This window comes from Curtobacterium sp. S6, assembly GCF_000710345.2.
Classification (GTDB): Bacteria; Actinomycetota; Actinomycetes; order Actinomycetales; family Micrococcaceae; genus Rothia.
In genome coordinates, this window is sequence record NZ_JHEL01000010.1 from 163,250 (window position 1) to 176,140 (window position 12,891).

General features: G+C 64.9%; 12 protein-coding genes. 6 read left to right on the top strand and 6 right to left on the bottom strand.

The window, feature by feature from the left end:
- Positions 1–20: 20 nt before the first annotated feature.
- The gene (locus tag CURSPS6_RS01805) at positions 21–1,406 is read left to right on the top strand and encodes an NAD-dependent succinate-semialdehyde dehydrogenase (protein ID WP_030013669.1); all 1,386 of its coding nucleotides are present in this window, start codon (positions 21–23) and stop codon (positions 1,404–1,406) included.
- Between the two features lie 160 nt (positions 1,407–1,566).
- On the opposite strand, the gene CURSPS6_RS01810 is transcribed toward CURSPS6_RS01805, so the two are convergent.
- Positions 1,567–2,799 carry an ABC transporter permease gene (locus CURSPS6_RS01810; RefSeq protein ID WP_152978025.1) on the bottom strand — a complete coding sequence of 411 codons (1,233 nt, stop codon included), beginning with the start codon at positions 2,797–2,799 and terminating at the stop codon, positions 1,567–1,569.
- Between the two features lie 66 nt (positions 2,800–2,865).
- Between CURSPS6_RS01810 and CURSPS6_RS12610 the strand changes: the two genes are divergently transcribed.
- Positions 2,866–3,477: a TetR/AcrR family transcriptional regulator gene (locus CURSPS6_RS12610; protein ID WP_051687517.1), complete on the top strand. Its 612-nt coding sequence runs from the start codon at positions 2,866–2,868 to the stop codon at positions 3,475–3,477.
- Between the two features lie 177 nt (positions 3,478–3,654).
- Here the strand turns inward: CURSPS6_RS12610 and CURSPS6_RS12255 are convergent, their stop codons facing one another.
- Positions 3,655–4,305, bottom strand: coding sequence for a DsbA family protein (locus CURSPS6_RS12255; protein ID WP_160319767.1), 651 nt, complete (start codon positions 4,303–4,305; stop codon positions 3,655–3,657).
- Positions 4,306–4,495: 190 nt separating this feature from the next.
- Between CURSPS6_RS12255 and CURSPS6_RS01825 the strand changes: the two genes are divergently transcribed.
- The 3 genes from CURSPS6_RS01825 (at position 4,496) to CURSPS6_RS01835 (ending at position 7,144) form a co-directional block, all read left to right on the top strand.
- A complete protein-coding gene (locus CURSPS6_RS01825; RefSeq protein WP_082469932.1) occupies positions 4,496–5,116 on the top strand; it encodes a hypothetical protein in 621 nt (206 codons plus the stop codon).
- Between the two features lie 398 nt (positions 5,117–5,514).
- On the top strand, positions 5,515–6,132 hold the full coding sequence (locus CURSPS6_RS01830) for a DUF47 domain-containing protein (RefSeq protein ID WP_030013680.1): 618 nt from the start codon (positions 5,515–5,517) through the stop codon (positions 6,130–6,132).
- A 1-nt stretch (position 6,133) separates the two neighbouring features.
- Positions 6,134–7,144 (top strand): inorganic phosphate transporter, encoded by a 1,011-nt coding sequence (locus tag CURSPS6_RS01835; protein WP_051687519.1) that lies wholly within the window; start codon positions 6,134–6,136, stop codon positions 7,142–7,144.
- A gap of 125 nt (positions 7,145–7,269) precedes the next feature.
- Here the strand turns inward: CURSPS6_RS01835 and pstB are convergent, their stop codons facing one another.
- From pstB to pstS, 4 genes are all read right to left on the bottom strand, one after another.
- Positions 7,270–8,049 carry a phosphate ABC transporter ATP-binding protein PstB gene (gene pstB / locus CURSPS6_RS01840; protein WP_030013683.1) on the bottom strand — a complete coding sequence of 260 codons (780 nt, stop codon included), beginning with the start codon at positions 8,047–8,049 and terminating at the stop codon, positions 7,270–7,272.
- Positions 8,050–8,077: 28 nt separating this feature from the next.
- Positions 8,078–9,190: a phosphate ABC transporter permease PstA gene (gene pstA / locus CURSPS6_RS01845; protein WP_030013685.1), complete on the bottom strand. Its 1,113-nt coding sequence runs from the start codon at positions 9,188–9,190 to the stop codon at positions 8,078–8,080.
- Complete coding sequence (pstC, locus tag CURSPS6_RS01850; protein WP_082469933.1) at positions 9,187–10,209, bottom strand: phosphate ABC transporter permease subunit PstC; 1,023 nt, start codon at positions 10,207–10,209, stop codon at positions 9,187–9,189. Before pstC ends, pstA begins: the two co-directional genes overlap by 4 nt.
- A 114-nt stretch (positions 10,210–10,323) precedes the next feature.
- Positions 10,324–11,427, bottom strand: a complete 1,104-nt coding sequence (gene pstS / locus CURSPS6_RS01855) for a phosphate ABC transporter substrate-binding protein PstS (RefSeq protein ID WP_030013688.1) — start codon at positions 11,425–11,427, stop codon at positions 10,324–10,326.
- Positions 11,428–11,678: 251 nt separating this feature from the next.
- Here pstS and CURSPS6_RS01860 point away from each other — a divergent pair, with 251 nt between their 5' ends.
- On the top strand, positions 11,679–12,881 hold the full coding sequence (locus CURSPS6_RS01860; protein WP_082469934.1) for an FUSC family protein: 1,203 nt from the start codon (positions 11,679–11,681) through the stop codon (positions 12,879–12,881).
- Positions 12,882–12,891 lie beyond the last annotated feature (10 nt).

A 12,891-nucleotide genomic window follows, 5' to 3' on the forward strand; every position in this document is an offset into this window, starting at 1 on the left:
GCGAGAGTTTGCTGGTACCCATGAGTACTTTCGCAGTGACTAACCCCAATACCGGCGTCGTCGAGGAAACCTTCGACTCCTTGAGCACCGATCAGATCCCCGGGATCATCGACCGGGCCCATCAGGCCCACGAGTCCTGGAAAGACACCCCGCTGGCCGAGAAGGCCGCGATCCTTGAGAAATTTGCCGACATCGTCGAGTCGCGCACCGACGAGCTCGCCGACATCATCGGCCGCGAGATGGGCAAGCCCCTGAAGCAGGGCAAGTCCGAGGCCACCAAGGTCGCCTTCACCGCTCGCTGGTTCGCCCAGAATTCCGCGAAGTTCCTGGAGAACACGGACCTCTCCGAGGCCCAGGGCGCGGCTCAGACCTACGTCAAGCACGACCCCCTGGGCGTTCTGCTGGGCATCATGCCGTGGAACTTCCCCTACAACCAGATCGCCCGTTTCGCCCTGCCGAACCTCATGGTCGGCAACGCGATCCTCATGAAGCAGGCATCGATCTGCCCGAAGTCCTCGCAGGCCTTCCAGGACATGCTCGAAGATGCCGGACTGCCGCAGGGCGTCTACACGAACATCTACCTGGACAGCGGCGACGCCGAAGAGGTCCTCAAGGACTTCCGCGTCAAGGGCTTCTCGCTGACCGGGTCCGAGGGCGCGGGCGCCTCCGTGGCCGCGATCGCCGCGAAGTACTTCAAGCGCTCGGTCCTGGAACTCGGCGGCAACGACCCGCTGGTCGTCCTCGACTCCGACGACGTTCCGGCCCTCGCACAGAAGGCCGTGACCCTTCGCGTGGCCAACGCGGGCCAGGTCTGCACCTCGCCCAAGCGGTTCATCGTCGTGGAGGACATCTACGACGAATTCGTCGCCGAGGCCAAGAAGGCCGTGGAGAACGTGACCGTCGGGAACTATGACGACCCGAACACCGACATGGGACCGCTCTCCTCCGAGGGCGCCCGCGACGAGGTCGTCGAGCGCATCGCCCAGGCCGTCAAGGACGGCGCGACGTTGCACACCGGCGGCAAGAAGCTCGACCGCGATGGCTGGTTCATGTCCCCGGCGCTGCTGACGGACATCGACCCGAAGTCGGATCTCGGGTGCAACGAGCTGTTTGGCCCCGCCGTCATGATCTACAAGGCCAAGGACGAAGACGAAGCGCTCCGGTTGGCCAACGACACCCAGTACGGCCTGATGGCCTCGGTGTGGACCAACAACCCGGAGCACGGTCGTGAGTTCGCCGAAAAGATCAACGCGGGCATGACCTTCGTGAACACCCACATGGATTCGAGCCCGGAGTTCCCGTTCGGCGGCATCAACCGCTCGGGCTACGGCCGCGAGAACGCCCAGTGGGCGCTTCAGCAGTTCACCAATGAGCGCACCGTGCGCGTGCGCAATCAGCAGCTTTAGCCGCCGGGCCGCCCGGGTCGGGGGGCCGAGAGGCCGCCGGTCCGGGCGAGCCGTCGACCGAGGCGCTTAATGCAAAGGGCTGGCCGGTGATCGAGTATCCACTCGTTCACCGGCCAGCCCTTATTGTGTGGCCTCGCCCCTGACCGGGAGCGAAGGCCCGTTACGCCTGCGCCCCGCTCGGCCGTTCGTTCTCCGAGGTCTTCAGGTGCCGAGGGGCGTGATAATCGCCGGAGGTCACGCGGTTCTCATCGTGACCGTCATGCTCGGACGGCTCGGAGGCCGGCTCGTCCTCGTTGATCGAGTTGTGCCGGAAATGCCCGATGCTGGTGAGCACGACGCCGAGGGCGACCCACGCGATCAGCGTCCACCACTGCTGCGCCGTGGGCGCGTCCGGGAAGTAGCTGACCGAGCGCAAGAGCGTATTCGAGGCGCCCGGCACCAGGAACTGCCCGATGTGGCCCCACGGTTCGGCCATGAATTGCCACGCGGCGGTGGCCCCGGAGAGCGGATTGCCGATCAGCAGCGTCACCAGGGCGCCGATGCCGATCCCGGGGGCACCCAGGATCGCCGTGCAGCCCAGGATGAAGGTCGCCGTGGCCATCGCGGAAAGCCCAAAGGCCAACCAGAGCAGGCCGAAGTTGCCTTCGACGAAGCCGAACCAGGTGTGCAGGATCAGCGTGAGGCTCAGGCCCGCCAGGGCGCCGTAGGCCACCGAGGCGATCAGGCGCCGCCATACTCCCTTGACCAGGAAGGTGATGAGCACACCGCCGATCATGCCGCCCAGGACCAGCGGGAACGCCGCGGCGGTGAGTCCGGCACCGTTGGGATCGTCGTCGGAGAGCGGGACGACCTCGGTCACCGGGACCTCGGCGGTCGCGGCCTTCTGCTCCATCGCGAGAGCCTGCTTGGCCTGCTCGGGCGAGAGGTTTCCGCCGGACTTGGCCTGCATCTGCTGGACCTGCCCGGAGATCTGGCCCCGCATCTGCGTGGTCAGCTGGTCGCCCATCCCCTTGAGGATCTGTGTGGCGGTCGCGTTGGCGGCCGGTGCCGTGAGGACCTCCGGCGTCTTGGGCTGTTCGGCCAAGATGATGGCGCCATAGGTTTCCCGGTGCTTGATCTGGTCGACCGCCTGATCCCGGGAGTCTGCCTCGACGAAGTCGAAGGTATCTCCGGACTTTTCCTTGATCTTGGACTCGAACTGGTCGACGGCCTGTTGCGGACCGGCCACGCTGACCGGCAGGTTGTGCGTTTCACTGGTCTTGGTGGGCCAGCTGAAAGCCAGCACAAAAATCGAGACCACAATCGCGGCGATCAGGGATACCCCGAGGACCTTGCCGAGGTGGCTGCCATGGTGCGTGGACGAGGCGGCGCTCGTCGATGGCGTACTACTCATCATGCCTCCTAAAAGGAACGTTCGTTTTGTTGCCATCAGCGTAACAGAACGTCTATTCTTTTTTCCATGCCCAGACTCACCGAATCGACGAAGACCCTCCGCCGCGACCGCATCATCGAGGCCGCGCGGGAGTGTTTTCGGCGCAATGGCTTCTCGAACACGTCGATGGCCGACATCGTGGAGGAGTCCGGCATGTCCGCCGGATCCATCTATTCCCACTTCGACGGCAAGGCGGACATCATGCGCGGCACGGCGGAGGCCATCTTCCGCACCGCGATCGTCGACCTGACGAACCTCCAGCGCACCAAAGGCTCCGTGCCGAGCCCGGCCGACCTGGTTCGGCTCCTCGCCACCACGCTCCGAGACAACGGCCTGGGCCCCCTTTTGCTCCAGTTCATCGCCGAGTCAACGGTCAACCCGGAGCTCTCGATCGTGGCGCGCGATAACCTCCGCAGGGCCCGCGAGCTGCTCACCGAGGTGCTCGCCCCGTGGGTTGCGGCTCACACCGCGAACCATCCCGCGGGCTCGACCCCGGAGCCCTACACCGACCCAGCCCGGCTGGCGAACGTCATGATGCTCTTCCTCCACGGCGTGTTGCTCCGGTCCGCCGTGGACCCGGAGGCGGACATCCAGCAACTCACCGCCGACGTCGCGACGATCGTCCCCGACGCTCCGTGACGCGGGCCGGCCGAACGCCACACGCCGCTCCAACCGAAAAGTAACTTTCACGCGCCGTCCGATATTTTCCGGGGAAATTAGTTCATCGGTAACGTAATCCCCGCCAAGTCACGTGAATGGCATATTTCTTCAACGACATTCACGACTCGTCAAACGTTACTCCCAATAAAGTGGACATTACCCAGAAAACGTCGACCCTTGGCCCGCTATCTGTTCAAATCTCTGAACCATATGTTCGACGTCGCTGCTCGCGTCTAAGTCCCGCACCAGGCGTCCGTCGACCGCAAAGGCCGGGGCGCTGGCGATGTGCAGCGCCTCCGCCTCCTGCCGCTGCAGTTCGACCGCCCCCTGCACCTCCGGGCGGTGCATCTCGGAGCGAAACAGGTCCGGGTCCATGCCGATCGACGACGCCAGCCGAACCAGTTGTTCGGAGACCTCCTCGGAGCCCTCAAGGTCCCGCCAGCGCGAGCGATGCTCCAGGACGGTTGCGGCCATATCCGGGAAGCGCCCGAGCCGCTGCGCCGCCTCCATCGCGTACGCGACCTCTCGGGAGCTGCCGTGAACATTCAGGGGGAAGTTCTTCACCTCGAGATTCATGCGCCCCTTCAGCTCCTCGCCGGCCGCCCGAAACGTGGCGTACGCATCGGCGGCGTATCGGCTCTGATAGTCGATGTACAACACGACCGTCGGAGCGCCGCGGTGCCATTCGTTGACCCGCGGGGGCTCCGCGGTGGGCACGGGCTCCGGGGACGAGGCGCTCGGCGTCTCGACCACGACCTCTTCGACAGCGGTGCACGCTGCGCATCCGAGCGCAACGGCCCCAGCCACACACGAAATTCCCCAACCACCAATCTTCACGACGACGCCCCCACGTGCCTGTTTCAACCATTTGGTCCACGAATCGTTTCCACCAGAATAGTCAAAATCTGTTACGGGGCCGAGAATTATTCGTTGTGGCCGGGATAATTCCGTGTTTACATAGTAAACACAACAATTTTTCGCACCTCGAGAGGTAATGATGTCTGACAACCCGCAGGGCCCCACCGGAAACCAGCCTCCCCAGTTCGGGGGAAACTCCGACCAGGGTGCCCCGCAGTACCAGGGCGGCAACCAGCCCTACGGCCAGCAGGGCGGCGCCCCGCAGTACCAAAACGGCAATCAGCCTTACGGCCAGCCCCAGTACCAGGGCAATGACTACGGTCAGCGCAACGCCCTGGATCGCCCCAAGGCGGTCAAGACGGCGTCCGTTTTGGTCTTCATCGTCGGCGGCCTGACCGCGTTGGCCGCGCTCTTCCTGCTCTTGGGCGGCCTCGCCGCCAGTTCTTCCTCAGAGGCAGAGGAAGCCCTCGGCGGCGTCATGACCCCGGGCGCCCTCATCGGCCTCGGCGTCCTGGAGCTCGTCCTCGGCCTCGTCCTGATCTTCGCCGGCGTGGCCGTGCGCAAGGGCAAGAATTGGGGCCGGGTGGCCATTCTCGTCATCGCGATCCTGTTGCTGGTCATCTTCATCATCAGCCTGATCGGCGGCAACTTCTCCGGAATCGTCTCCCTGGTCCTCGTCGTCGTCGCGACCATCCAGCTGTGGCGGGGCGAGGGAGCCGCGTGGTTCAACGCCCTCCAGGGCAAGCAGCAGGCACGCTAAGGCCTCACACACCGCTCGCGCGGCAACGCTAGCCGCGAGTCGAGACTCAGGGCCGGATCCCACGGGGATCCGGCCCTGAGTGCTCGGTGGCCCCGCCGAGGCGCTCGTTGACACGGCCTCGACGCGGGGTTCACACTGGAGGCAAGGCACTGGGCCGCAGGTTGCCCCGGGCTCCATCATTTAGCCGCTACGAGCGGCCTTCCGCCGAGAGGCGCACCCGGTCCAGTGCCCCCTACTTACGCTGTGGAACGCCCCCGATTGTCGTCGGGGGCGTTTTTCGCGCGGCGCGGCCGGATTCCGTCGACGATTCGGCACGTCATGAAGCCGCCGTGACGAACTTGTTAACCATGGGCGGTTATCTTAAGAACGATCACGACGAATACCTTGGAAGGCTAAGCGTGGCAATTCGCCTATTCCCTCATGAGAACAGGGCCCTCGAGCTCCTTGCCGAGATGGCCCAGTTCGTGGTGGACGCTACCTCCGCCACCTCCCGCATGATGGGTTCTCCGGTCTCGGACCACGAAGAAGTGTTTCAGCAGGCCCTGGAAATCGAGGGACATTCGACCGACCACTTCTTCGCCCTGATGACCACGGTCCGCAGCGCCTTCGTGTTGCCCCTGCCCCGTGCGGACCTCTACCAGTTGGCCCAACGTCTGAACCAGGCGACCGAGTCGCTGACCTCCGCGACCAATATCATCAAGATCCACGGCCTGGACCGTTTCTCCTCCCGGGCCTCGGACCTGCTCGACCTTCTGCAGCGGCAGGCATCGCTGACCACCGAGGCGATGCGGCATCTCTCCGACCTGGAAGGCCTGGACGAGTACTGGGTCGAGGTGTTGCGCATGTCCAAGCAGTCCATCCGCACCACCGACCTCTACCAGGCGGACATGATGGATCGACTCAAGCCCGCTTCCTATATCAAGGAGGCCCAGTTCACGGAAAAGCTCCAGTCGGCCTCCCTGAGCGTGCGCCAGGTCGCGACCGACGTCGGCCGCATCCTCGTTCAGGAGTCGTAGGGTGACCTACGCCCTGTTCGCCCTGTGTGGGATTTTTCTTCTCGGATTCACCGTGATCGGCTGCTTCCACGACGCGTCCAACGCGATCGCGGTACCCGTGCGGGCCCGGTCGTTGACCCCGCGGGTTGCGTTGCTCCTCAACGCCCTGTTCAATCTTCTCGGCCTCGTCGTGGGCACGGTATCGCTGAGCTCGACAACCGAACTGTGGCTGAAGATCCCCCACAATTCCACGGGGCTGGGGGTCCTGACGTCGTCCCTGCTCATGGTGATCCTGTGGGAGCTGATCACGTGGTGGCGCAGGATGCCGTCCTCCTCGACGAATGCCCTCGTCGGAGCCGTCTTCGGGGCCCTCTGGGCCACTCAGCACGTCCACCTGGGGAATTACCTGGATCTGGCCGCGGACATGCTCGGACGGGTGATCCTGCCCCTCGTCCTCGCGCCCCTCATCGCCTTCCTGCTCGCGTGGGTGCTCGTCATCCCGCTCGTGCATCTTCTGCAACACACCAGCCCCAACAGCATTCACCGCCAGTCGCGTTACGTGCTGTCCCTGAGCGCCTCGGTCATTTCCCTGGGCCACGGCATCTACTTCGGGCACCGGGTCGTGGTCATTGCCGCCCTGATGTTCATGTCGATCGGTCAGACCATCACCGGAACGCACGTTCTCTGGTTCTGCATCGTGCTCGGCATCATGATGGTCCTCGGCAGCCTGCTCGGTAGCTGGCGGATCGGCCATACGATCACCGACCAGCTCGTTCGGCTCGATCCCTTCCGCGGGGCGGTCGCCCAAGTGGTCGCGGGCCTGCTGATTTTCGCGACCGGGGCCGTCGCGAAGGACCCGTTCTCTTCCTCCCATCTGACCGCCTCCGCGGTGCTGGGGTCCGGATCGAATCAACGATTCCACGCCGTTCGCGCCAACATGGCCGCCCGCCTCGTGCTCACGTGGGTGTTCACCCTGCCGATATCGGCCCTCGGGTCGGCGATCTTCTTCCTCGCGCTCTCGCCGATCTTGTAATTTCAGGTTTGCCGGCGGAACCGGGCGGTGGCGATCGCCACTCCCCCGGAGCCCGACGCAAGAAAGGCCCCCGGGCCTCACCCTTGCGGGGGTGAGGCCCGGGGGCCCTTGTGACGACGAGGGGTTTAGCCGAATCGTCCGGACACGTAATCCTCGGTGGCCTTTTCCTGCGGCTTATTGAAGATCTCTTGCGTCGGCGCGTACTCGATGAGCTTGCCGGGCTTGCCGGTTCCGGCGATGTTGAAGAACGCGGTCTTGTCGGAGACGCGGGCCGCCTGCTGCATATTGTGCGTCACGATGACGACCGTGTACTCCTCCTTGAGCTCGTTGATCAGGTCCTCGACCGCCAGGGTCGAGATCGGGTCGAGAGCCGAGCAGGGCTCGTCCATCAGGATCACATCGGGGCGAACCGCGATGCTGCGGGCGATGCAGAGACGCTGCTGCTGGCCGCCGGAGAGACCGGATCCCGGCTTCTCCAGCCGGTCCTTGACCTCTTCCCACAGGTTGGCCCCGCGCAACGAGGACTCCACGAGGTCATCCGCATCGCTCTTGGAGATGCGGCGGGAATTCAGCTTGACCCCGGCGAGCACGTTGTCGCGAATCGACATCGTGGGGAACGGGTTTGGCCGCTGGAAGACCATGCCGATCTGCGAACGGACGCGGACCGGATCCACGTTCTTTCCGTAGAGGTTCTCGCCGTCGAGGTTAACCTTGCCCTCGACATAGGCGCCGGGAATGACCTCGTGCATGCGGTTGAGGGTGCGGAGGAACGTCGATTTGCCACAGCCCGAGGGGCCGATGAACGCCGTGACGGATCGCGGCTCGATGGCGATGGAGATATCGTCCACGGCCAGGAAATCGCCGTAGTAGACGTTGAGATGCTCGACGTCGATGCGCTTGGACATGAGTTTCCTTTACTTCGGGGCGACGGGCTCAGCGGCCGGTCTTGGGGGCAAAGAATTTGGAGATCAGGCGTGCGATCAGGTTCAAGACCATCACAATCACGATCAGGATCAATGCCGCGGCCCAGGCTCGGTCCGCGGAAACCTCGGGAGCCGTGGGCGAGGTGGGGTTCATGATCTGGTAGTAAATGAACGTCGGCAGCGTCGTCATCCAGCCGCTAAAGGCGTTGTAGTTGATGCTCGCGACGAAGCCGGCGGTCACCAGGATCGGGGCGGTCTCACCGATCACTCGGGCGATCGCGAGGGTCACACCCGAGGAGATGCCGGAGATCGCCGTGGGGATGACCACCTTGGTGATGGTCCGCCACTTCCGAACGCCCAGCGCGTAGGAGGCCTCGCGGAGCTCGTTCGGCACGATCTTGAGCATCTCTTCGGTGTTTCGCACGACCGTCGGGATCATGAGCACGGACAGGGCCACCGAGGCGATGAAGCCGAAGCGGGCCGACGGGTCGCCGAGGACCTGTACGAACAGGGCGACGGCGAACAGACCCGCGACGATCGACGGGATGCCGGTCATGACGTCGACGAGGAACGTGATGATGCGACCGATCCAACGGAACGCGCGGTTCACACTGCTGTACTCCGTCAAGAACACCGCCGTCAGGAGGCCGATCGGCACGGACATGACCGCGGCCCACAGGGTGATCATGAGCGTTCCGATGATCGCGTGGTAGGCGCCGCCGTAGGCCGGGCCGCCGCTCTTGGCCTGGTTGTCGGTCACGCCGCTGACGCCGTTCATCGAGGTTCCCAGCAGGTTTCCGGACAGGCCCGGAATACCTCGGCTCAGAACCACCCAGATCACGGAGACCAGGGGGATGAGGGCCAGAATGAACGCGCCGTAGACGAGGTAACGGGCGAACGCGTCCTTGCCCTTGCGGCCGCCTTCGATCGAGCCGACCACGATCGGTCCGACCACCACGAAGATGACGGCCGCGAAGACCGCCCACAGGCCGATGCTGAATCCGACGAGCGCGGACAGCGCCGCACCGAGGATAATGGCGCCGGCCCCGATCGCGTACGGCATCCAGCTCGGAGCCTGGCCGCTGGTCAGTTTCGAGGGGGTATGCGTGCTCGTGGTGGTCATGAGTTAGCTCCAGAGAAATCCTTGTACCGGCTGATCACGAGGCGTGCCAGCAGGTTCACCACGAGGGTGATGGCGAACAAGACCAGGCCCGCCGCGATGAGTTCGTTCAGGCGCAGGCCGTAAGCCTCCGGGAAGTTCAGCGCGATCTCCGAGGCCACCGTCTGGTTACCCGACTGGATGAGCGACGGGTTGAACGGGCCGCCGGAGAGCACCAGGGTCACCGCCATGGTTTCGCCCATCGCGCGCCCGAGGGCCAACATGATCGAGGAGATGATGCCCGCGCGGGCAAACGGGAAGACCGTCATGCGGACCATTTCCCACTTCGTCGCGCCGAGACCGAGGGCGGCCTCCTGCTGCAACACGGGGGTCTGGGCGAAGATCTCGCGGCACATCGCGGTGATGATCGGCAGGATCATGATGGCCAGGACGATGCCGGCGGTCAGGATCGTCTTGCCCGTCGCGGTCGGCGGTCCCTGGAAGATCGGCAGGAAGCCCAACACGTGGGACAGCCAGTCGTAGAACGGCACGATCTTGGGCGCCAGGATGGATGCTCCCCACGCACCGAAGATCACGGAAGGAATCGCGGCCAGGAGGTCGATCACGTAGCCCACGCCCTTGGCAAACCGCGGCGGGGCGTAGTGGGAGATGTACAGGGCCACGCCAATGCCCACCGGGGTGGCCAGGATCAAGGCGATGGCCGAGGCGATCAGGGTCCCGACGACGAGCGGCCAGATGTAGGAAGAGAATCCCTTGCCGCCCGTGATCTTCGAGGGATCGGCGCCGAAGACCGGCGAGGCCTGCCAGGTCAAGAAGAAGGCGACGGCGGCCAACACCACGAGAATGATCGCGCCGGCGATCACGGTGATGCTGGCGAAGGCCCGGTCTTGGGCGGGCCCGCCCTTCGCACCCGAGTCACGGGTTTTGGCTGCGGAGCTGGATCCTTGGGGCTCGTTGTCGTGGTCGTCCCCGGGCGCGAGATGCGTGCCCTGCTCGGGGGCCGTCGACGAAGAATGAGACATGAATCCTCGAGACTCTCTGCTGGTCGATGATGGATGAGAGGTGAGAGATTCCCGCCAGGGCCGGAAGGGCCTGGCGGGAATCTCGGTCAAACCGTCACGCGGACGGCCGGAGCGTTACTTGGTCTTGATCGAGTCGATCGCCTTCTTGGCGTCTTCCTGCATGCTCTTCGGCAGCGGGGCGGACTTGGCGGCATCGGCGGCCGACTTCTGGCCGTCCTCGCTCACGACGTAGTTTTCGAAGCCCTTGACCAGGTCCACGGTGTTCTGGTCCTTATAGGTCGAGCAGACGATGTGGTACGAGACCAGAACGATCGGGTACGAACCGTCGTTCGGGGTGCGGTTCAGCTCGAGCGACATGTCGTGCTCGCCGCGGCCCTCGACCTTCTTGGAGCTCTCGACGGCCTTCGAGGCGGAATCGGAGGAGACCTTGACGAAGTCCTCGCCGTCCTTGACCTTCGCGGTCTTGAGGTCGCCCACGCCCGACTCGTCGGCGTAGGTGATCGCGCCGTCGGTGCTCTGGGTCGTCGAGACGACGCCGGAGGTGCCCTTGTTGGCTTCGCCGGCGAAGGCCTTGGGCCAGTCGCCGGAGGCCTTCTCGCCCCAAGCGCCCTCGGAGGCCTTCTCGAGGTAGTCGGTGAAGTTCTCGGTGGTGCCCGAGTTGTCCGAGCGGTGAACCACGGTCACGGGGGTGCTCGGCAGGTTGGCGTCGGGGTTGAGCTTCTTGATCGCGTCGTCGTCCCAGGTCTTGATCTCGCCCTTGAAGATCTTGGCGATCGTCGGCGCATCGAGGTTCAGCTCGTCGACGCCCTTGACGTTGAAGGCCACCGCGATCGGGGAGACGTAGACGGGAATGTCCATGGCGCCGTCCGGGCCGCACTGCTCCTTGGCCTGGTTGTACTCTTCGTCCTTGAGGTGGGCGTCCGAGCCGGCGAAGTTCGCACCGCCGGAGAGGAATGCCTTGCGGCCCGCGCCGGATCCGTCCGGCGAGTACTGAACCTCGGCCCCGTCGTTGGCGTTCTGGAAGTCGGTCTGCCACTGGGTCATGGCGGCCTGCTGCGCGGAGGAACCGACGCCGGAGAGCTTGCCGGAGACGTTCGCCGCGGCGGCGCTGGTGTCCGAGGAGGACTTGCCAGTGGCGTTGTCGGAACCGCAAGCGGTCAGAGCGATGGTTCCGACGGCGGCGATGGCGGCGAAACGCCCGATGCGAGAGATCTTCACGAAAGGTACCCCTTCAAGAGTGCTGTATGTCGGTGTCCAGGATCCGGTGGGTCTTCCCGGGACGTCCGAGGTGTGAGGTCGTCGGGAATGGAGGCGACCATCCGTTGATGTGACGCACGAGTAACTGCCTCGGCACTGTTCCCAACACCAGTACACGCTAGGGAGGGCAGGTATCCACGGGTGTTGTCCCTGGTGAACGGAACGTGAACTTTCCCGGCGACCCCGCGTCCTCGGCAAACTATGATGGCGTCATGGCCCGAAATACCTTCTCCCAGCGCATGCGATCGGCCCGCACGGACCTGGCCTCACGCAGCCGCTTGGGCATGTCCCGGGTTCGGGCCGGCTTCTTCCAGTCCATTCAAATCACGGTGGCCGCCGTGGGCGCGTATTTCCTCGCGGAAGTTCTGCTCCGCCACCACCAACCTCTGTTCGCGGCGACGGCGGCGATCGTGTCCCTCGGCTACGTCTCCGGCGGCAACCACATGCGCCGAATCCTCGAGGTGGCCATCGGCTGCACCCTCGGCATCGCGGTCGGCGACTCCCTGATGTATTTCCTGGGCCGCGGGCCGTTGCAGGCCTTCGCGGTGCTGCTCGTCTCGCTCCTGCTCGCACGTTTCCTCGACAACGGCACGATCTTCTCGACGCAGATGGGCCTTCAGGCCGTGCTCGTGGTTCTGCTGCCCCCGGCCATCGACGGTCCCTTCGCCCGTAGCCTCGACGCGGTCGTCGGCGGGCTGTGCGCCCTGGTCATCATGGCCTTGGTCCCCCAGGACCCGAGGAGACAGCCCAAGGACCAGATGATTCAGCTCACCCGGGAATTCTCCCGAGTGCTCCGCGAGGCCTCGGAGGCGATCGGGAACTACGACGCGACCCTCGCCTGGCACGCGCTGGCCCGCGCGCGTAAGACCCAGCCCACGCTGGATTCGATCGAGAGCTCGCTCAAGACCAGCAAATCCTTGGCCAAGGTCGCCCTCACGCGGCGCCAAGCCCTCGACGACGTCCGCGCCTACGAGCGCGCCCTCCAGGGGTTCGACTACTCGATCCGCAACGCCCGAGTGCTCGTCCGGCGCATCGCCAACGTGATCACCACGGTGCACCTGCGCGACGAGGCGATCCGCTCGCTGCGCGACGTCCTGCTGGAGCTCTCCGAAGCCGTCGACGTGCTGGGCCTGTCGCTGAAGGCGGAGTCGACCGATGCCCGCGACGCGATGTTGCGCCGGGCCCGGATCGACCTCAGCTCGGTCGCCGCGAAGCTCGACCCGCAGCTCCTGGGGGTTCGCACCTACCAGGGCGAGGCCCTCGTCATGATCATCCGCCCGCTGACCGTCGACCTGCTGGTCATGACCGGCATGGACCAGCGGGCCGCCGGAAATGTCCTGGCCACGATACGCCAAGAGCTGACCGAGGCCATCGACATCGTGGACCCCGAAGAACCGCAGGATACCGACTCTTAAGTTGTCAGTC